The sequence below is a fragment of the Streptomyces sp. NPDC000229 genome (assembly GCF_040300825.1).
GTDB lineage: Bacteria > Actinomycetota > Actinomycetes > Streptomycetales > Streptomycetaceae > Streptomyces.
On the sequence record NZ_JBEPEL010000038.1, the window covers coordinates 19,970 to 39,373 of the forward strand.

The 19,404-nt window shown below is 71.4% G+C and carries 18 protein-coding genes; 15 read left to right on the plus strand and 3 right to left on the minus strand.

Translation table 11 applies throughout. The annotated features are described in order from the left end of the window. The gene (gene nusB, locus ABT360_RS19590; protein WP_351817668.1) at positions 1-429 is read left to right on the plus strand and encodes a transcription antitermination factor NusB; all 429 of its coding nucleotides are present in this window, start codon (positions 1-3) and stop codon (positions 427-429) included. 162 nt (positions 430-591) lie between these two features. Here nusB and bldD read toward each other — a convergent pair whose 3' ends face one another. Next, positions 592-1,092 carry a transcriptional regulator BldD gene (bldD, locus tag ABT360_RS19595; protein ID WP_064068023.1) on the minus strand — a complete coding sequence of 167 codons (501 nt, stop codon included), beginning with the start codon at positions 1,090-1,092 and terminating at the stop codon, positions 592-594. A 197-nt stretch (positions 1,093-1,289) separates the two neighbouring features. Here bldD and pyrR point away from each other — a divergent pair, with 197 nt between their 5' ends. The 13 genes from pyrR (at position 1,290) to metK (ending at position 15,680) form a co-directional block, all read left to right on the plus strand. Next, on the plus strand, positions 1,290-1,877 hold the full coding sequence (pyrR, locus tag ABT360_RS19600) for a bifunctional pyr operon transcriptional regulator/uracil phosphoribosyltransferase PyrR (RefSeq protein WP_351817671.1): 588 nt from the start codon (positions 1,290-1,292) through the stop codon (positions 1,875-1,877). Between the two features lie 121 nt (positions 1,878-1,998). Next, complete coding sequence (locus ABT360_RS19605) at positions 1,999-2,976, plus strand: aspartate carbamoyltransferase catalytic subunit (RefSeq protein WP_351817674.1); 978 nt, start codon at positions 1,999-2,001, stop codon at positions 2,974-2,976. A gap of 5 nt (positions 2,977-2,981) precedes the next feature. Next, positions 2,982-4,268, plus strand: a complete 1,287-nt coding sequence (locus tag ABT360_RS19610) for a dihydroorotase (protein ID WP_351817677.1) — start codon at positions 2,982-2,984, stop codon at positions 4,266-4,268. After that, entirely contained in the window at positions 4,265-4,825 is a 561-nt protein-coding gene (locus tag ABT360_RS19615; RefSeq protein ID WP_351817680.1) for a PH-like domain-containing protein, read from the plus strand. Before ABT360_RS19610 ends, ABT360_RS19615 begins: the two co-directional genes overlap by 4 nt. Continuing rightward, positions 4,822-5,979, plus strand: a complete 1,158-nt coding sequence (carA, locus tag ABT360_RS19620) for a glutamine-hydrolyzing carbamoyl-phosphate synthase small subunit (protein ID WP_351817683.1) — start codon at positions 4,822-4,824, stop codon at positions 5,977-5,979. Before ABT360_RS19615 ends, carA begins: the two co-directional genes overlap by 4 nt. Beyond that, positions 5,972-9,280, plus strand: coding sequence for a carbamoyl-phosphate synthase large subunit (gene carB / locus ABT360_RS19625; protein WP_351817686.1), 3,309 nt, complete (start codon positions 5,972-5,974; stop codon positions 9,278-9,280). The genes carA and carB overlap by 8 nt, the downstream gene beginning before the upstream one ends. Before the next feature lie 61 nt (positions 9,281-9,341). After that, a complete protein-coding gene (locus tag ABT360_RS19630) occupies positions 9,342-10,445 on the plus strand; it encodes a quinone-dependent dihydroorotate dehydrogenase (RefSeq protein ID WP_351817689.1) in 1,104 nt (367 codons plus the stop codon). Then, a complete protein-coding gene (pyrF, locus tag ABT360_RS19635; RefSeq protein ID WP_351817692.1) occupies positions 10,442-11,293 on the plus strand; it encodes an orotidine-5'-phosphate decarboxylase in 852 nt (283 codons plus the stop codon). Before ABT360_RS19630 ends, pyrF begins: the two co-directional genes overlap by 4 nt. Positions 11,294-11,622: 329 nt before the next feature. Beyond that, entirely contained in the window at positions 11,623-11,946 is a 324-nt protein-coding gene (locus tag ABT360_RS19640) for an integration host factor (protein ID WP_064068014.1), read from the plus strand. Between the two features lie 38 nt (positions 11,947-11,984). Continuing rightward, positions 11,985-12,578, plus strand: coding sequence for a guanylate kinase (gene gmk / locus ABT360_RS19645; RefSeq protein ID WP_351817696.1), 594 nt, complete (start codon positions 11,985-11,987; stop codon positions 12,576-12,578). A gap of 40 nt (positions 12,579-12,618) precedes the next feature. Then, positions 12,619-12,891 (plus strand): DNA-directed RNA polymerase subunit omega, encoded by a 273-nt coding sequence (gene rpoZ, locus ABT360_RS19650; RefSeq protein WP_005319902.1) that lies wholly within the window; start codon positions 12,619-12,621, stop codon positions 12,889-12,891. A 99-nt stretch (positions 12,892-12,990) separates the two neighbouring features. Further along, the gene (gene coaBC / locus ABT360_RS19655; protein ID WP_351817699.1) at positions 12,991-14,229 is read left to right on the plus strand and encodes a bifunctional phosphopantothenoylcysteine decarboxylase/phosphopantothenate--cysteine ligase CoaBC; all 1,239 of its coding nucleotides are present in this window, start codon (positions 12,991-12,993) and stop codon (positions 14,227-14,229) included. A gap of 242 nt (positions 14,230-14,471) precedes the next feature. Beyond that, positions 14,472-15,680: a methionine adenosyltransferase gene (metK, locus tag ABT360_RS19660; protein WP_351817701.1), complete on the plus strand. Its 1,209-nt coding sequence runs from the start codon at positions 14,472-14,474 to the stop codon at positions 15,678-15,680. 54 nt (positions 15,681-15,734) lie between these two features. On the opposite strand, the gene ABT360_RS19665 is transcribed toward metK, so the two are convergent. Then, positions 15,735-16,400, minus strand: a complete 666-nt coding sequence (locus ABT360_RS19665) for a hypothetical protein (RefSeq protein WP_351817704.1) — start codon at positions 16,398-16,400, stop codon at positions 15,735-15,737. 65 nt (positions 16,401-16,465) lie between these two features. Here ABT360_RS19665 and ABT360_RS19670 point away from each other — a divergent pair, with 65 nt between their 5' ends. Next, positions 16,466-18,616 (plus strand): primosomal protein N', encoded by a 2,151-nt coding sequence (locus tag ABT360_RS19670; protein ID WP_351817707.1) that lies wholly within the window; start codon positions 16,466-16,468, stop codon positions 18,614-18,616. A gap of 87 nt (positions 18,617-18,703) precedes the next feature. On the opposite strand, the gene ABT360_RS19675 is transcribed toward ABT360_RS19670, so the two are convergent. After that, positions 18,704-19,225 carry a hypothetical protein gene (locus ABT360_RS19675; RefSeq protein ID WP_351817710.1) on the minus strand — a complete coding sequence of 174 codons (522 nt, stop codon included), beginning with the start codon at positions 19,223-19,225 and terminating at the stop codon, positions 18,704-18,706. Positions 19,226-19,404: the final 179 nt, after the last annotated feature.

Below are 19,404 nucleotides of genomic sequence, written 5' to 3' on the forward strand. Positions count from 1 at the left end.
GTGGCTGCCCGGAACAAGGCCCGTAAGCGCGCCTTCCAGATCCTCTTCGAGGCCGACCAGCGCGGTGCGTCCGTGCAGGAGGTCCTCGCGGACTGGGTCCGGCACGCCCGGTCCGACGACCGGCAGCCGCCGGTCAGCGAGTACACGATGGAGCTCGTCGAGGGGTACGCGCAGTACGCCGGACGGATCGACGAGCTCATCGCCACCTACGCGGAGGGCTGGGCGCTCGACCGGATGCCGGTCGTCGACCGGAACATCCTGCGTCTCGGTGCGTACGAGCTCGTCTGGGTGGACGGCACCCCGGACGCCGTGGTGATCGACGAGGCGGTGCAGCTCGCCAAGGAGTTCTCCACCGACGAGTCCCCGTCGTTCGTCAACGGCATGATGGCCCGCTTCAAGGACCTCAAGCCGAAGCTCCGCCGGGACTGACCCGCACCTGTACCTGTGTCCGAAGGGCCCGCAGCGCACCTCGCGCGGTGGGCCCTTCGGCATGCTCCGGAGCCGGGCGGGGCATGAAAACCGCCGGGGCGGTGGGCACCCGAAGGGCCCCCGCACCCGGCGGCAACGTTTCTGCTGTGGCAGGCCCGGGGATCAGGCCTCTTCGTGCGCCACCGCACGGCGCGCGTCCGCGTCCAGCACTCCCCAGCTGATCAGCTGCTCGGTCAGCACCGAGGGCGACTGGTCGTAGATGACCGCCAGCGTGCGCAGGTCGTCCTGCCGGATCGACAGCACCTTGCCGTTGTAGTCGCCGCGCTGCGACTGGATCGTCGCGGCGTAACGCTGCAGCGGGCCCGCCTTCTCCGCGGGGACGTGAGCCAGGCGCTCCAGGTCCAGGACGAGCTTCGGCGGCGGCTCGGCGGCCCCGCCCGGCGTGGTGCCCGGCAGCAGCTCCTGCACCGGGACGCCGTAGAAGTCGGCCAGCTCGGCGAGGCGCTGTACGGTCACGGCACGGTCGCCGCGCTCGTACGAACCGACCACCACGGCCTTCCAGCGGCCCTGGGACTTCTCCTCCACACCGTGGAGGGAGAGGCCCTGCTGGGTGCGGATGGCACGGAGCTTGGCCCCGAGCTGTTTTGCGTATTCGCTGGACATATAGCTCCCGGGACGAAGGCTGGTAACTCACTGTGAGGTTACGCAGCGTTACTTGGCTGCGTCAAGCCGAATGGTCCGTACCGACGGTCTTCCACATCCCGGACCGGAGCACCCGCGCGGCCCTGGTACCGTGGGTGGCGCAATTCCGACGTCCTTTAAGGTCCGTCCCGTGAGGCGGAGAAGGAGGTCCGTTTCGTATGGACGCCATTCAGCAGTCCGATGCCGCACGCCCGGTTCTTGAGGGCCCGGACATCGCGCGGGTTCTGACCCGCATCGCCCACGAGATCGTCGAGCGCGCCAAGGGCGCCGACGACGTCGTCCTCCTCGGCATTCCCACGCGTGGTGTCTTCCTCGCCCGCCGCCTCGCCGACAAGCTCGAGCAGATCACCGGCCGCACGGTGCCGGTCGGCTCGCTCGACATCACCATGTACCGCGACGATCTTCGGATGCGGCCCGCCCGCGCGCTCGCCCGGACCGAGATCCCCGCGGACGGCATCGACGGCCGCCTCGTCGTCCTCGTCGACGACGTCCTCTTCTCCGGCCGCACCATCCGCGCCGCCCTCGACGCGCTCGGCGACATCGGCCGCCCGCGCGCCGTCCAGCTCGCGGTCCTCGTGGACCGGGGCCACCGCGAGCTCCCCATCCGCGCCGACTACGTCGGCAAGAACCTCCCCACGTCGCTGCGCGAGACGGTCAAGGTCCAGCTGGCCGAGGAGGACGGTCGCGACACCGTGCTGCTCGGGATGCGGGAGACCGCCCCCACCGCCCCGGCCGGCGAGCAGTAGCACCCCCGTACGACCCCTTCGTACGGCGTGCCGCCGCTGCGCGCCCGCATGCCTGCCGGGCCTGTCCGAGCACAGGTCACCTCCCGGCCCTCGACCTCCACACACCGGAGAGAACCTCCCGATGATGCGCCACCTCATCTCGGCCGCCGACCTCACCCGCGACGAAGCCGTCCTCATCCTCGACACCGCCGAGGAGATGGCCCGGGTCGCCGACCGGCCGATCAAGAAGCTGCCCACCCTCCGCGGCCGCACCGTCGTCAACCTCTTCTTCGAGGACTCGACCCGTACCCGCATCTCCTTCGAGGCCGCCGAGAAGCGCCTCTCCGCCGACGTCATCAACTTCAGCGCCAAGGGCTCCTCGGTCTCCAAGGGCGAGTCCCTCAAGGACACGGCCCAGACCCTGGAGGCGATGGGCGTCGACGCCGTCGTGATCCGGCACGGCGCCTCGGGTGCCCCGTACCGCCTGGCCACCTCCGGCTGGATCGACGCCGTCGTCATCAACGCCGGTGACGGCACCCACCAGCACCCCACGCAGGCGCTGCTCGACGCCTTCACCATGCGCCGCCGCCTGGTCGGCCGGGACGCCGGGCTCGGCCAGGACCTGTCCGGCAAGCGCATCACCATCGTCGGTGACGTCCTGCACAGCCGGGTCGCCCGCTCCAACGTCGACCTGCTGCACACCCTCGGCGCCGAGGTCACCCTCGTAGCCCCGCCCACCCTCGTCCCCGTCGGCGTCGAGACCTGGCCCTGCGAGGTGTCGTACGACCTCGACAGGACCCTGCCGAAGTCCGACGCCGTGATGATGCTGCGGGTCCAGCGCGAACGCATGAACGCCGCGTTCTTCCCGACCGAGCGCGAGTACTCGCGCCGCTACGGTCTCGACGGCGACCGCATGGCGAAGATGCCCGAGCACGCCATCGTGATGCACCCCGGCCCCATGGTGCGCGGCATGGAGATCACCGCCGAGGTCGCCGACTCCGGCCGCTGCACGGTCGTCGAGCAGGTCGCCAACGGCGTCTCCATCCGCATGGCCGTCCTCTACCTGCTGCTCGGCGGCAATGAGTCCGCCGTCGCCAACACCCGTACCGAGGAGAAGTAAGACAGATGAGCAAGACCCTGATCCGTGGTGCGAAGGTGCTGGGCGGCGAAGCCCAGGACGTCCTGATCGACGGCGAGACGATCGCTGAGGTCGGCACCGGTCTGAGCGCCGACGGCGCCACCGTCGTCGAGGCCGAGGGGAAGGTCCTGCTGCCCGGCCTCGTCGACCTGCACACCCACCTCCGCGAGCCGGGCCGTGAGGACTCCGAGACGGTCCTCACCGGCACCCGCGCGGCCGCCACCGGCGGCTACACGTCCGTGTTCGCCATGGCCAACACCTTCCCGGTCGCCGACACCGCCGGTGTCGTCGAGCAGGTCTACCGGCTCGGCCAGGAGCACGGCTACTGCGACGTGCAGCCCATCGGCGCCGTCACCGTCGGCCTGGAGGGCAAGAAGCTCGCCGAGCTGGGCGCCATGCACGAGTCCGCCGCCGGCGTCACCGTCTTCTCCGACGACGGCAAGTGCGTCGACGACGCCGTGATCATGCGCCGCGCCCTGGAGTACGTGAAGGCCTTCGGCGGCGTCGTCGCCCAGCACGCCCAGGAGCCCCGCCTCACCGAGGGCGCCCAGATGAACGAGGGCGTCGTCTCCGCCGAGCTGGGCCTGGGCGGCTGGCCGGCCGTCGCCGAGGAGTCGATCATCGCCCGCGACGTCCTCCTCGCCGAGCACGTCGGCTCCCGCGTCCACATCTGCCACCTGTCGACCGCCGGGTCCGTCGAGATCGTCCGCTGGGCCAAGTCGCGCGGCATCGACGTCACCGCCGAGGTCACGCCGCACCACCTCCTCCTGACCGACGAGCTGGTCCGCTCGTACAACCCGGTCTACAAGGTCAACCCGCCGCTGCGCACCGAGCGCGACGTGATGGCGCTGCGCGAGGCCCTGGCGGACGGCACGATCGACATCGTCGCCACCGACCACGCCCCGCACCCGCACGAGGACAAGGACTGCGAGTGGGCCGCGGCCGCCATGGGCATGGTGGGCCTGGAGACCGCGCTGTCCGTCGTCCAGCACACGATGGTCGAGACCGGGCTGCTGGACTGGGCCGGCGTCGCCGACCGCATGTCGTTCAAGCCCGCGCGGATCGGCCGCGCCACCGGCCACGGCCGTCCCGTCTCGGCTGGTGAGCCCGCCAACCTCACCCTGGTCGATCCGGCATACCGTGGTGTCGTGGACCCCGCGGGCTTCGCCTCCCGCAGCCGCAACACCCCCTACGAGGGCCGCGAGCTGCCGGGTCGCGTCACCCACACCTTCCTGCGGGGCCGGGCGACGCTCATGGACGGGAAGCTGGCGTGACACTCATCTCCATCGCGGCGGAACAGAAGTCGGCCGAGGTGACCGACTGGGCCGCCCGGCTCGGCTGGGTCGCCGGACTGCTGCTCTTCGTCGCCCTCCTCTACTGGCTGATGCGCCAGGGCTGGAAGTGGCGCGGCAGCCTCCAGTCGCACCTGCCCGAACTGCCGGAAATGCCGGAAGTCCCCGGCGCGACGAAATTGACGATGACCGGCCGCTACCACGGCTCCACCACGGCCGGGCAGTGGCTCGACCGGATCGTCGCCCATGGCCTGGGTACCCGCAGCCGCGTCGAGCTGACGCTCACCGACACGGGCCTGGAGGTCGTACGCCCCGGCGCGCGCGACTTCTTCGTCCCGGCCGGGCAGCTGCGCGGCGCCCGGCTCGACAAGGGCATCGCGGGCAAGGTCCTCGCCGAGGGCGGCCTGCTGATCGTCACCTGGGCGCACGGCGAGACGCTGATCGACTCGGGCTTCCGCTCCGACCGGGCGGCGGAGCACACCGCCTGGGTCGACACCCTCAACACCATGATCACTACGACGGAAGGCACCGCACGATGACCACCTCCACACAGGGGAACGCCTCGAAGAGGAGGGGCGAGTCTCCCGCCGTACTCGTCCTGGAGGACGGCCGCACCTTCCGCGGCCGCGCCTACGGGGCCGTGGGGGAGACCTTCGGCGAGGCCGTCTTCTCCACCGGCATGACCGGCTACCAGGAGACCCTGACCGACCCCTCGTACCACCGCCAGGTCGTCGTGATGACCGCGCCGCACGTCGGCAACACCGGCGTCAACGACGAGGACCCCGAGTCCAAGAAGATCTGGGTCTCCGGGTACGTCGTCCGCGACCCCGCCCGCATCCCGTCCAACTGGCGCTCCCGCCGCACCCTCGACGACGAGCTGGCCGCCCAGGGCGTCGTCGGCATCAGCGGCATCGACACCCGCGCCCTCACCCGCCACCTCCGTGAGCGCGGCGCCATGCGCGTCGGGATCTTCTCCGGCGACGCCATCCGCGGCGACGACGAGCTGCTCGCCAAGGTCCAGGCCGTCCCGCAGATGAAGGGCGCCGACCTCGCCGCCGAGGTCGCGACGAAGGAGCCGTACGTCGTCCCCGCGATCGGCGAGAAGAAGTTCACCGTCGCCGCCGTCGACCTCGGCATCAAGGGCATGACTCCGCACCGGATGGCCGAGCGCGGCATCGAGGTGCACGTGCTGCCCGCCACCGCCACCGCCGAGGACGTCTTCGCCGTCAACCCCGACGGCGTGTTCTTCTCCAACGGCCCCGGCGACCCCGCCACCGCCGACGGCCCCGTCTCCGTCATGCGAGCCGTCCTGGAGCGCAGGACGCCCCTGTTCGGCATCTGCTTCGGCAACCAGATCCTGGGCCGCGCGCTCGGCTTCGGCACCTACAAGCTGAAGTACGGCCACCGCGGCATCAACCAGCCCGTGCAGGACCGTACGACCGGCAAGGTCGAGGTCACCGCGCACAACCACGGCTTCGCCGTCGACGCCCCGCTCGACAAGGTGTCCGACACCCCCTACGGCCGCGCCGAGGTCTCCCACGTCTGCCTGAACGACAACGTGGTGGAGGGCCTCCAGCTGCTCGACCAGCCGGCCTTCAGTGTCCAGTACCACCCCGAAGCGGCCGCCGGCCCGCACGACGCCGCGTACCTCTTCGACCGCTTCGTATCCCTGATGGAGGCCGAGCGTGCCTAAGCGCACCGATATCCAGTCCGTCCTGGTCATCGGCTCCGGCCCGATCGTCATCGGCCAGGCCGCCGAGTTCGACTACTCCGGCACCCAGGCGTGCCGCGTCCTCAAGTCCGAGGGCCTGCGCGTCATCCTGGTGAACTCCAACCCGGCGACGATCATGACCGACCCGGAGATCGCCGACGCCACGTACGTCGAGCCGATCACCCCCGAGTTCGTCGAGAAGATCATCGCCAAGGAGCGCCCCGACGCGCTCCTGCCCACCCTCGGCGGCCAGACCGCGCTCAACACCGCGATCTCCATGCACGAGCAGGGTGTGCTGGAGAAGTACGGCGTGGAGCTGATCGGCGCCAACGTCGAGGCGATCCACAAGGGCGAGGACCGCGACCTGTTCAAGGGCGTCGTCGAGGCCGTCCGCGCCAAGATCGGCCACGGCGAGTCCGCCCGCTCGGTGATCTGCCACTCCATGGACGACGTCCTCAAGGGCGTGGAGACGCTCGGCGGCTACCCCGTCGTCGTCCGCCCCTCCTTCACCATGGGCGGCGCTGGCTCCGGCTTCGCGCACGACGAGGAGGAGCTGCGCCGCATCGCCGGCCAGGGCCTGACCCTGTCTCCCACCACCGAGGTGCTCCTGGAGGAGTCCATCCTCGGCTGGAAGGAGTACGAGCTGGAGCTGATGCGCGACAAGCACGACAACGTCGTGGTCGTCTGCTCCATCGAGAACTTCGACCCGATGGGCGTGCACACCGGCGACTCCATCACCGTCGCCCCGGCGATGACCCTCACCGACCGCGAGTACCAGATCCTCCGTGACGTCGGCATCGCGATCATCCGCGAGGTGGGCGTCGACACCGGCGGCTGCAACATCCAGTTCGCGGTCAACCCCGAGGACGGCCGGGTCATCGTCATCGAGATGAACCCCCGCGTCTCCCGCTCGTCCGCGTTGGCATCCAAGGCCACCGGCTTCCCGATCGCGAAGATCGCGGCCCGTCTCGCCGTCGGCTACACGCTGGACGAGATCCCCAACGACATCACCGAGAAGACCCCGGCCTCCTTCGAGCCGACCCTCGACTACGTCGTCGTCAAGGCACCGCGCTTCGCCTTCGAGAAGTTCCCGTCCGCCGACTCCACGCTGACCACGACCATGAAGTCGGTCGGCGAGGCGATGGCCATCGGCCGCAACTTCACCGAGGCGCTCCAGAAGGCGCTGCGCTCCCTGGAGAAGAAGGGCAGCCAGTTCACCTTCACCGGCGAGCCCGGCGACAAGGACGAGCTGCTGCGCGAGGCCGTACGCCCCACCGACGGCCGCATCAACACGGTCATGCAGGCCATCCGCGCCGGCGCGACCCCGCAGGAGGTCTTCGACTCGACGAAGATCGACCCCTGGTTCGTCGACCAGCTCTTCCTCATCAAGGAGATCGCCGACGAGCTCGCCGCCGCCGAGAAGCTCGAGCCCGAGCTGCTCGCGGAGGCCAAGCGCCACGGCTTCTCCGACGTCCAGATCGCCGAGATCCGCGGCCTGCGCGAGGACGTCGTCCGGGAGGTCCGGCACGCCCTCGGCGTCCGCCCGGTCTACAAGACGGTCGACACCTGCGCCGCCGAGTTCGCCGCCAAGACGCCGTACTTCTACTCCTCGTACGACGAGGAGAGCGAGGTCGCGCCGCGCGAGAAGCCCGCGGTGATCATCCTCGGCTCCGGCCCGAACCGCATCGGCCAGGGCATCGAGTTCGACTACTCGTGCGTCCACGCCTCCTTCGCGCTCAGCGACGCGGGCTACGAGACCGTGATGGTCAACTGCAACCCCGAGACCGTCTCGACGGACTACGACACCTCCGACCGCCTGTACTTCGAGCCGCTCACGCTCGAGGACGTGCTGGAGATCGTCCACGCCGAGTCCCTCGCCGGCCCCATCGCGGGCGTCGTCGTCCAGCTCGGCGGCCAGACCCCGCTGGGCCTCGCCCAGGCGCTCAAGGACAACGGCGTGAAGGTCGTCGGCACCTCCCCGGAGGCCATCCACGCCGCCGAGGACCGCGGCGCCTTCGGCCAGGTCCTCGCCGAGGCCGGCCTGCCCGCCCCCAAGCACGGCACCGCGACCACCTTCGCCGGCGCCAAGGCCATCGCCGACGAGATCGGCTACCCCGTCCTCGTACGCCCGTCGTACGTGCTCGGCGGCCGCGGCATGGAGATCGTGTACGACGAGGCGCGCCTGGAGGCGTACATCGCCGAGTCCACCGAGATCTCCCCGACCCGCCCGGTCCTCGTCGACCGGTTCCTCGACGACGCCATCGAGATCGACGTCGACGCCCTGTACGACGGCACCGAGCTGTACCTCGGCGGCGTCATGGAGCACATCGAGGAAGCCGGCATCCACTCCGGCGACTCGGCGTGCGCCCTGCCCCCGATCACCCTCGGCGGCTTCGACATCAAGCGGCTGCGCGCCTCCACCGAGGCGATCGCGCGCGGCGTCGGTGTCCGCGGCCTGATCAACATCCAGTTCGCCATGGCCGGGGACATCCTGTACGTCCTGGAGGCCAACCCCCGCGCCTCCCGCACGGTCCCCTTCACCTCCAAGGCGACCGCCGTGCCGCTGGCCAAGGCCGCCGCCCGCATCTCGCTGGGCGCCACCATCGCCGAGCTGCGCGCAGAGGGCCTGCTGCCGAAGAACGGCGACGGCGGCACCCTGCCGCTGGACGCGCCGATCTCCGTCAAGGAGGCCGTCATGCCGTGGTCGCGCTTCCGCGATGTGCACGGCCGCGGCGTGGACACCGTCCTCGGCCCGGAGATGCGCTCCACCGGTGAGGTCATGGGCATCGACGCGGTCTTCGGCACCGCGTACGCCAAGTCGCAGGCCGGCGCCTACGGACCGCTGCCCACCAAGGGACGCGCGTTCATCTCGGTCGCCAACCGCGACAAGCGCTCGATGATCTTCCCGGCCCGCGAGCTGGTCGCCCACGGCTTCGAGCTGCTGGCCACCTCCGGCACCGCCGAGGTCCTCAAGCGCAACGGCATCAACGCCACCGTGGTGCGCAAGCAGTCCGAGGGCGAGGGACCCGGCGGCGAGAAGACCATCGTGCGCCTCATCCACGACGGCGAGGTCGACCTCATCGTCAACACCCCGTACGGCACCGGCGGCCGCCTCGACGGCTACGAGATCCGCACGGCGGCCGTGGCGCGCGGAGTCCCGTGCCTGACGACGGTCCAGGCGCTCGCCGCCGCCGTCCAGGGCATCGACGCACTCAACCACGGCGGAGTGGGAGTCCGTTCCCTCCAGGAACACGCGCAGCATCTGATCGCGGCCCGCGACTAGCAGCCCACGAGGGGGACACCGTCAAAACGGTGTCCCCCTCCTCATGAGGACACCACACACCATGTACAAGCTCTTCTTCCGGCTGTTCTTCACCCGCATGGACCCGGAGCAGGCCCACTACCTGGCCTTCCGCTGGATCCGCCTGGCCGCCCGCATCCCGGTGCTGCGCACCTTCCTCGCCGCCGCCCTGGCCCCCCGCCACAAGGAGCTGCGCACCGAGGCGCTCGGCCTGCGCATGCACGGTCCGTTCGGGCTCGCCGCGGGCTTCGACAAGAACGCCGTCGCGATCGACGGCATGGCGATGCTCGGCTTCGACCACGTCGAGATCGGCACGGTCACGGGCGAGCCGCAGCCCGGCAACCCCAAGAAGCGTCTCTTCCGCCTCGTCGCGGACCGCGCCCTGATCAACCGCATGGGCTTCAACAACGACGGCTCGGCCGCCGTCGCCGCCCGCCTCCACGCGCGCGTGCCCGTCTTCAAGACCGTCGTCGGCGTCAACATCGGCAAGACCAAGGTCGTACCGGAGGCCGAGGCCGCCGCCGACTACGTGAAGTCGACCGAGCGGCTCGCCCGCCACGCCGACTACCTGGTCGTCAACGTCTCCTCGCCGAACACCCCGGGATTGCGCAACCTCCAGGCCACGGAGTCCCTCAGGCCCCTCCTGACGGCCGTCCGCGAGGCCGCCGACCGTACGGTCACCGACCGCCGTGTCCCGCTGCTCGTCAAGATCGCGCCCGACCTGGCCGACGAGGACGTCGACGCGGTCGCCGACCTGGCCGTCGAGCTCGGCCTGGACGGCATCATCGCCACCAACACCACCATCGCCCGCGAGGGCCTGAAGTCCCCGGCGTACCTCACCAGCGAGACCGGCGGGCTGTCCGGGGCGCCGCTCAAGCAGCGCTCCCTGGAGGTGCTGCGCCGCCTCTACGCGCGCGTGGGCGACCGCATCACGCTGGTCGGCGTCGGCGGCATCGAGAACGCCGAGGACGCCTGGCAGCGCATCCTCGCCGGCGCCACCCTGGTCCAGGGTTACAGCGCCTTCATCTACGAGGGCCCGTTCTACGCCCGCGCCATCCACAAGGGCCTCGCCGCCCGGCTGAACGCCTCCCCGTACGCCACCCTCGCCGAGGCGGTCGGCGCCGACACCCGAAAGGCCACCGTATGAGCCCGCTCGAACCCTTCGGCGCCCGTCTCCGGTACGCCATGGACTCCCGTGGCCCGCTGTGCGTCGGCATCGACCCGCACGGTTCCCTGCTGTCCGCCTGGGGCCTGAACGACGACGTGGCGGGCCTGGAGCGCTTCACGCGCACGGTCGTCGACGCCCTCGCCGACCGGGTGGCCGTCTTCAAGCCGCAGAGCGCCTTCTTCGAGCGGTTCGGCTCGCGCGGCATCGCGGTGCTGGAGCAGGCCGTCGCGGACCTGCGGGACGCGGGCGCGCTGGTCGTCATGGACGCCAAGCGCGGTGACATCGGCTCCACGATGGCCGCCTACGCGGAGACGTTCCTGCGCAAGGACTCGCCGCTCTTCTCCGACGCGCTCACCGTCTCGCCCTACCTCGGGTACGGCTCGCTGAAGCCGGCCGTCGACCTGGCGCGCGAGAGCGGCGCCGGGCTGTTCGTCCTCGCCCTCACCTCCAACCCGGAGGGCGCGGAGGTGCAGCGCGCGGTCCGGACCGAGGACCCGGCCGGGCGGACCGTCGCCGCCACCATGCTGGCCCACCTCGCCGAGGACAACGCGGGCGAGACCCCGCTCGGCTCCTTCGGCGCGGTCGTCGGTGCCACGCTCGGCGACCTCTCCTCGTACGACCTGGACATCAACGGCCCGCTGCTCGCGCCCGGCATCGGCGCCCAGGGGGCGACCCCGGCCGACCTGCCGGCCGTCTTCGGCCCGGCCGTGCGCAATGTCGTGCCGAGCGTCAGCCGGGGCGTGCTGCGCCATGGCCCGGACGCCGCGGCGCTGCGCGAGGCAGCACAGCGGTACGCGGACGAGGTGCGGGCGGCGGTCGGCGCCTGACGTCCCGCGGAAGATCATCGGAGCCCACGGTCACCCCGAGGTGACCGTGGGTTCCGTCGTCGGTGGTGTGATGCACGTCACGTTGGCCAAGCCCGCGAACGCCATGGTCGGAATCTGCGCGCAAAACAGGGTCGTTATGTCTTAAATGTCTGGGTAGATCGATGCTGACCAGGACTTTTCCGCTGTTCTCGCTGACTCTGGCGGCCATGGCCGCTAGTCTCCGTCGCAGAGCCAACGTGCACTGCGTTGCTCGTTGCTCCCCAGGTGTGGGGCCACTAGGTTCCTCACCGGTCCGTATCCGACAGTTCGACATCCGAGGTGACGTAGGCGTGGCTCTTCCGCCCCTTACCCCTGAACAGCGCGCAGCCGCGCTCGAAAAGGCCGCCGCGGCTCGCCGGGAGCGGGCCGAGGTCAAGAATCGACTCAAGCACTCCGGCGCCTCGCTCCAGGAGGTCATCAAGCAGGGCCAGGAGAACGAGGTCATCGGCAAGATGAAGGTCTCCGCTCTCCTGGAGTCCCTGCCCGGCGTGGGCAAGGTCCGCGCCAAGCAGATCATGGAGCGGCTCGGCATCTCCGAGAGCCGTCGTGTGCGGGGTCTCGGCTCCAACCAGATCGCGTCCCTGGAGCGCGAGTTCGGTAGCACTGGGGCCTGACGTCCAGGGCACTGGAGTAAACCTGGAATAATCGCCCCATGGCTGCAACATCCCGGGGGACCGCCCCCGAGCCCCCGGACGTACGTCCGCGGCTGACCGTGCTCTCCGGCCCCTCCGGGGTCGGCAAGAGCACGGTCGTCGCTCATATGCGCAAGGTCCACCCCGAGGTCTGGTTGTCGGTGTCCGCCACGACCCGCAAGCCGCGCCCCGGCGAGCGGGACGGGGTGCAGTACCACTTCGTCACCGACGACGAGTTCGACAAGCTGATCGCCAACGGCGAGCTGCTGGAGTGGGCCGAGTTCGCCGGCAACCGCTACGGCACACCGCGCCGGGCGGTGCTGGAGCGGCTCGAGGCGGGCGAGCCCGTCCTGCTGGAGATCGATCTCCAGGGCGCGCGGCTGGTCCGTGAGTCGATGCCGGAGGCGCAGCTGGTCTTCCTGGCCCCGCCGAGCTGGGACGAGCTGGTCCGCCGGCTCACCGGCCGCGGCACGGAGCCGCCGGAGGTCATCGAGCGGCGTCTGGAAGTAGCCAAGATCGAACTCGCGGCGGAGGCCGAGTTCGACACCACCCTCGTCAACACCTCCGTCGAGGACGTAGCCCGTGAGCTGCTAGCCTTGATGCAAGTTGTTTGATCTTTGTCCCATTTTCCAGAAGTTTTTCGGAAGGTAGAGCGTGTCCTCTTCCATCACCGCGCCCGAGGGCATCATCAACCCGCCGATCGACGAGCTGCTCGAGGCCACTGACTCGAAGTACAGCCTCGTGATCTACGCGGCCAAGCGTGCGCGTCAGATCAACGCGTACTACTCGCAGCTCGGTGAGGGCCTGCTGGAGTACGTCGGTCCGCTGGTGGACACCCACGTCCACGAGAAGCCGCTCTCGATCGCCCTGCGTGAGATCAACGCGGGTCTGCTGACCTCCGAGGCCATCGAGGGCCCGGCCCAGTAGGCGCCCCACTGCACGTCATGACAGGCCCGGTGGACACTCCGCCGGGCCTGTGGTGTGTCATGGAGACCGTAGTAACGAGCCGGAGCCGGGAGGCGTTGAGTGGACAAGCCGAAGGTGGTCCTCGGGGTCAGCGGTGGCATCGCCGCCTACAAGGCGTGTGAGCTGCTGCGGCGCCTCACCGAGTCCGGCCACGACGTACGGGTCGTCCCGACCGCGTCCGCCCTGCACTTCGTGGGCGCCGCCACCTGGTCCGCGCTCTCCGGGAACCCGGTCTCGACCGAGGTCTGGTCGGACGTCCACGAGGTCCCGCACGTACGCATCGGGCAGCACGCCGACCTCGTGGTGGTGGCCCCGGCCACCGCCGACATGCTCGCCAAGGCCGCCCACGGCCTCGCCGACGACCTGCTGACCAACACGCTGCTGACCGCCCGGTGTCCGGTGGTCTTCGCGCCCGCCATGCACACCGAGATGTGGGAGCACCCCGCCACCCAGGACAACGTCGCCGCACTGCGGCGCCGCGGAGCCGTCGTGATCGAGCCGGCCGTGGGCCGCCTCACCGGCGTCGACACCGGCAAGGGCCGGCTGCCCGACCCGGACGAGATCTTCGAGGTCTGCCGACGGGTGCTGGCTCGCGGCGCCGCCGCCCGGCCCGACCTTGCGGGCCGTCATGTCGTGGTCAGCGCGGGTGGCACGCGTGAGCCGCTGGACCCGGTGCGCTACCTGGGGAACCGTTCCTCCGGTAAGCAGGGGTACGCCCTGGCCAGGACCGCCGCCGCCCGGGGCGCCAGGGTGACGCTGATCGAGGCCAACACGGGCATGCCCGACCCGGCGGGCGTCGACGTCGTCCACGTGGGCACGGCCGTCCAGCTGCGCGAGGCGGTCCTCAAGGCGGCCGCCGACGCGGACGCCGTGGTGATGGCCGCGGCCGTCGCGGACTTCCGCCCCGCCGCCTACGCCGAAGGCAAGATCAAGAAGAAGGACGGCCAGGAACCCGCCCCCATCGCGCTGGTGCGCAACCCGGACATCCTGGCCGAGATCTCGGCGGATCGAGCGCGTCTCGGGCAGGTGGTCGTCGGTTTCGCCGCCGAAACGGACGATGTGCTGGTCAATGGCCGGGACAAGCTGCGCCGCAAGGGGTGCGACCTGCTCGTGGTGAACGAGGTGGGGGAGCGCAAGACCTTCGGCTCGGAGGAGAACGAGGCCGTGGTGCTGGCCGCGGACGGCGGGGAGACCCCGGTTCCGTTCGGGCCGAAGGAAGCCCTGGCGGACACCGTCTGGGACCTCGTCGCCCCCCGGCTGGGTACACCGGAGAACAGCGACTCGGACAATTCAGGATGAATCTCTAATTTCGCCCCTTCGGGGGGATGAAATCCCAAGAAAACCGGCGTTCCGCCCCGCAGTGAGAGCCGATCGTCCTACCGCGGATACGGCAGATGTGGCCGATCAGGCTCCCACCGTGCGAGACACCTGGTCCAACCGCCGAGAGCGCCCGATAAACTGTCCTCGGAACGACGCGGGGCGCAGCCCCCTGCCGGTCCGCAAATGATCAGCCAGCAGCCGCTGCAAACCCAGGGAGCGTTGTGTCCCGTCGTCTCTTCACCTCGGAGTCCGTGACCGAGGGTCACCCCGACAAGATCGCTGACCAGATCAGCGACACGATTCTCGATGCGCTGCTGCGGGAGGACCCCACCTCCCGCGTCGCCGTGGAGACGTTGATCACCACCGGCCTGGTGCACGTGGCCGGCGAGGTGACGACCAAGGCGTACGCCGACATCCCCACGCTTGTGCGCAGCAAGATCCTGGAGATCGGTTACGACTCCTCGAAGAAGGGCTTCGACGGCGCGTCCTGCGGCGTCTCCGTCTCGATCGGCGCCCAGTCGCCGGACATCGCGCAGGGCGTCGACACCGCCTACGAGAAGCGCGTCGAGGGTGACGAGGACGAGCTCGACAAGCAGGGCGCGGGCGACCAGGGCCTGATGTTCGGCTACGCGTCGGACGAGACGCCCGAGCTGATGCCGCTGCCGATCCACCTCGCGCACCGGCTGTCCAAGCGCCTCACCGAGGTCCGCAAGAACGGCACCATCCCCTACCTGCGCCCCGACGGCAAGACCCAGGTCACCATCGAGTACGACGGTGACAAGGCGGTCCGCCTGGACACGGTCGTCGTCTCCTCGCAGCACGCCTCGGACATCGACCTGGAGTCGCTGCTCGCGCCCGACATCCGCGAGTTCGTCGTCGAGCACGTCCTCAAGCAGCTCCTGGACGACGGGATCAAGCTGGAGACCGAGGGTTACCGGCTGCTGGTCAACCCGACCGGCCGTTTCGAGATCGGCGGCCCGATGGGTGACGCCGGCCTGACCGGTCGCAAGATCATCATCGACACGTACGGCGGCATGGCCCGCCACGGCGGCGGCGCCTTCTCCGGCAAGGACCCGTCCAAGGTCGACCGCTCGGCCGCCTACGCCATGCGCTGGGTCGCCAAGAACGTCGTCGCGGCCGGGCTCGCCTCCCGCTGCGAGGTGCAGGTCGCGTACGCCATCGGCAAGGCCGAGCCGGTCGGCCTGTTCGTCGAGACCTTCGGCACCGCCAAGGTCGACGTGGAGAGGATCGAGAACGCGATCGCCGAGGTCTTCGACCTCCGCCCCGCCGCGATCATCCGCGACCTCGACCTGCTGCGCCCGATCTACAGCCAGACGGCCGCCTACGGCCACTTCGGCCGCGAGCTCCCCGACTTCACCTGGGAGCGCACCGACCGCGTCGACGCGCTCCGCAAGGCCGCGGGGCTGTAAGACGCGTCGTCCCCGAAGTCCGGCACCCTTTCCGGGGTGCCGGACTTCGGCGTTTCAGCGGCTGCGGTGCGGATAGCCGGTGGCCGCGATGTCGTCGGCGAGGCCGGTCAGGGTGAGCGCCGGATTCAGGACGGCGACCAGCTCCTCGGTGAGGGGGCGCAGCGCGAGGACGTGCCGTACGGCGTCGAGATCGACCGGCACCTCGTGCATGTCCACGGCGAACTCCTGGTACGCCTCGGGGGAGCGGTCCGTCAGGTGCTCGAAGAGGTACTCCGACCCGTCCGGGTCGCAGGCATCGGGGAAGTCGATCGTGCCCGCACGCCAGGCGTCGTCGCCGGTCGTCCGCCACAGGCAGGCCGTCACGGACGGGAACCCGAGGCCGTCCGAGAAGGCCGGCTCGTCCACGTACCGCCGGAACACGTCCGGGACCTCGTCGACGACGCCGGGCCACGGCACCCCACCGACGTACGGGCTCATCGGCGACTCGTGGTCGAAGCCCCGGACGTACGCGCCCGCCGGGGCGAAGACGATCGCGTATTCATCGCCCGAACCGTTGCTCATCGAGGCGAACTCGTCGGTCGCGGACCAGTGCGCGTCGAAGGTGAAGTGCCGGAAGTGGGCGTCAGGGCAGAGGATCGCCTCCAGCATGGCGAGGGCACGGCAGTGGTCGCGCAGTTCCGGTATCGACGGCAGGAGCTTCGCGGAGTCATGGACAGTCACGGGGGTATCCAAGCGCATGCCGCTGACAGCGGGCGGTGTCAGTGGGCTCTGGTAGGAATGTGGCTGTGAGCAGCGACGACGGGAAGCGGGAAGGCGGGGGCCGGGAGGCCGAGCCGCCCGAGCAGCTCGCGCTCATACGCGAGAGCGTGCGCAAGGCGAAGGTGCCCCGCGCCAAGCCCCGGACGTGGCGGGGAGCCGCGCTGGCCAAGGAGCTGCCGGTCGCCCGGGTCGTGGTGAACAAGGGCGTGCTGCACCTGGACCAGTTCTTCGACTACGCCGTGCCCGAGGAGCTCGACGCCGACGCGCAGCCGGGTGTGCGGGTGCGGGTGCGGTTCGGGGCGGGTGCCCATCAGGTGCGGGACGGGCGGCGCGAGGGCGGGCGGCTCATCGACGGGTTCCTCGTCGAACGGCGGGCCGAGTCCGACTACTCCGGGCCGCTGGCGGCGCTGGCCGACGTGGTGTCGCCCGAGCCGGTGCTCGACGCCGAGCTGCTCGGACTGGCGAGGGCGGTCGCCGACCGGTACGCCGGGAGCCTCGCGGACGTGCTGCAACTGGCCGTTCCGCCGCGCAATGTGAAGGCCGAGCGGAAGCCGTCGCCGGAGCCGTTGCCACCGCCCGCCGCGCCGGAGCCCGGCACATGGGAGCGGTACGCACAGGGGCCGGCGTTCCTGGCGGCGCTCGCGGCCGGGCGGTCGCCGCGGGCCGTGTGGAACGCGCTGCCCGGGCCGCACTGGGCGGACGAGCTGGCCAGGGCGGTGGGCGCCACCCTCGCGTCGGGGCGCGGCGCGCTCGTCGTGGTGCCCGACGGGCGGGCGGCCGGGCGGGTCGATGCGGCGCTGACCGCCGTGCTGGGGGAGGGGCGGCACGCGGTGCTGACCGCCGAGGCGGGGCCCGAGAAGCGGTACGCGCAGTGGCTCGCCGTGCGGCGCGGGGCCGTGCGCGCGGTCGTCGGGACGCGGGCGGCGATGTTCGCCCCGGTGCGGGACCTGGGGCTCGTCGCCATCTGGGACGACGGGGACTCCAGCCACAGCGAACAGCACGCGCCGCTGCCGCACGCACGCGAGGTGCTGCTGCTGCGCGCCGCGCACGACAAGTGCGGCTTCCTGCTGGGCGGCACGAGCTGCACGGTGGAGGCGGCCCAGCTTGTCGAGAGCGGCTGGGCACGGCCGCTGGTGGCGCCCCGCGAGCAGGTCAGGGCCGCAGCTCCGCTCGTACGGACGGTGGGGGACGGGGAGCTGGCGCGGGACGAGGCGGCGCGCGCGGCCCGGTTGCCGTCGCTGGCGTGGCAGGCGGCGCGGGAGGGCCTGAAGTCCGGGCCGGTGCTGGTGCAGGTGCCCAGGCGGGGGTACGTACCCCGGCTGGCCTGCGAGCGGTGCCGGACGCCCGCGCGGTGCCGGCACTGCGCGGGGCCGCTGGAGGCGCCGGAGCAGCGGGAGTTGCGGTGCGGCTGGTGCGGGCGGGGGGCACCGGACTGGCACTGCGCGGCGTGCGGATCCGTCCGGCTGCGCGCCCAGGTGGTCGGCGCCCGGCGCACGGCGGAGGAACTGGGCCGGGCGTTCCCGGCCGTGCCGGTGCGGACGTCGGGGCGGGACCACGTCCTGGACACCGTGCCCGGCCGCCCCGCGCTCGTGGTCAGCACCCCGGGCGCCGAGCCGGTCGCCGAGGGCGGATACGCGGCGGCGCTGCTGCTGGACGGCTGGGCCATGCTGGGGCGGGCCGACCTGCGGGCCGGTGAGGAGGCGCTGCGGCGCTGGATGGACGCGGCCTCGCTGGTGCGGGGCCAGGACGAGGGCGGCACCGTCGTGATCGTGGCCGAGCCGACGCTGCGGCCCGTGCAGGCGCTGGTGCGGTGGGACCCGGTCGGCCACGCCCAGCGCGAGCTGGCCGAGCGGGCGGAGCTGGGCTTCCCCCCGGTCTCCCGGATGGCGTCCGTGACCGGGCGGGCGGAGGCGGTGACGGCCTTCCTGGCGGCCGCCGAGCTGCCCGCCGAGGCGGAGGTGCTCGGCCCCGTGCCGCTCCCGCCCCCGCCGCCGGGCGCGCCCCGCCGCCCCGGGGACGCTCCGCCGGGGGAGGTGTGGGAGCGGGTGCTGCTGCGGGTCCCGCCCGGCAGCGGGGCGGCGCTGGCGGCCGCGCTGAAAGCGGCACAGGCGGCGCGGCTCGCGCGGGGCGCCACGGACCCGGTGCGCATCCGGGTCGACCCGCCGGACATCGGCTGACGGCCTTTGGAGGCGCGGCCCCGCAGCGGGACATGGGGCGGCCGCCCGGCCCTCCTGCGGCAGGGGGGCCGGGCGGCCGGGGGAGGGTCAGCCGTTGCGCGGGCCGGGGAAGGCGCTCGGGCGGACCTCTTCGCGGAGGGTCTGGGAGCCGGACGTGGGCTGGGGCGGCATCGAACGCGCGGCGGGCACCGAGGGGATCGTGCGCGTACCACCCGGCTCGACCGTGTGCTCGGCCTCCGCCGCCACCGGCTGCTGGGCCGCCGCCCGCCGGGCGCCGTACCTGCGGTGGACCGCCTGCTTGGTGACCCCGAGCGCCGAGCCCACCGCGTCCCACGAGAAGCCCAGCGAGCGGTCGAAATCCACCGCCGCGGTCACCAGCGTCTCGACGCTGTCCCGCAGTTCCTGGGCGAGCCGCACGGTGGGGGCCGGGGCCCTGCCGTAGACGACGAAGCCCGTGGACGGGCCGGATCGCCGCGGGCGGTACACATTGCCGAGCTGGGCGGTGAGCGTGCGCAGTGCGTCCACCTGCCGGCGGACCCGCTCGATGTCCCGCACCAGCAGGTGCAGGCTCGCCCGGGCTTGGGCGTCGTGGGTTGCGTGGTCGGCCATTTACAAGCCTCTCGAACCGGCGTTGAAAGGGGTGGGCCGCTCCGTGGCGGCGGCCCGTTTCGGTCAATCTGCCTTGACCAACGCGCCACCCGTGGTCGGGGTCACGCTGCGGGGGCGTATCCGCATATGCCCAGGGCGCGCAAGGCGACGTACGCCCCCTGCCGCACCGGCCCCTAAAC

Coding starts and splice junctions, on each gene's coding strand:
- pyrF (WP_351817692.1), top strand. CDS start 10,442: ATGAGCCCGCTCGAACCCTTCGGCGCCCGTCTCCGGTACGCCATGGAC.
- ABT360_RS19610 (WP_351817677.1), top strand. CDS start 2,982: ATGAGCAAGACCCTGATCCGTGGTGCGAAGGTGCTGGGCGGCGAAGCC.
- bldD (WP_064068023.1), bottom strand. CDS start 1,092: ATGTCCAGCGAATACGCAAAACAGCTCGGGGCCAAGCTCCGTGCCATC.
- pyrR (WP_351817671.1), top strand. CDS start 1,290: ATGGACGCCATTCAGCAGTCCGATGCCGCACGCCCGGTTCTTGAGGGC.
- gmk (WP_351817696.1), top strand. CDS start 11,985: ATGGCTGCAACATCCCGGGGGACCGCCCCCGAGCCCCCGGACGTACGT.
- ABT360_RS19605 (WP_351817674.1), top strand. CDS start 1,999: ATGATGCGCCACCTCATCTCGGCCGCCGACCTCACCCGCGACGAAGCC.
- ABT360_RS19630 (WP_351817689.1), top strand. CDS start 9,342: ATGTACAAGCTCTTCTTCCGGCTGTTCTTCACCCGCATGGACCCGGAG.
- ABT360_RS19675 (WP_351817710.1), bottom strand. CDS start 19,225: ATGGCCGACCACGCAACCCACGACGCCCAAGCCCGGGCGAGCCTGCAC.
- carA (WP_351817683.1), top strand. CDS start 4,822: ATGACCACCTCCACACAGGGGAACGCCTCGAAGAGGAGGGGCGAGTCT.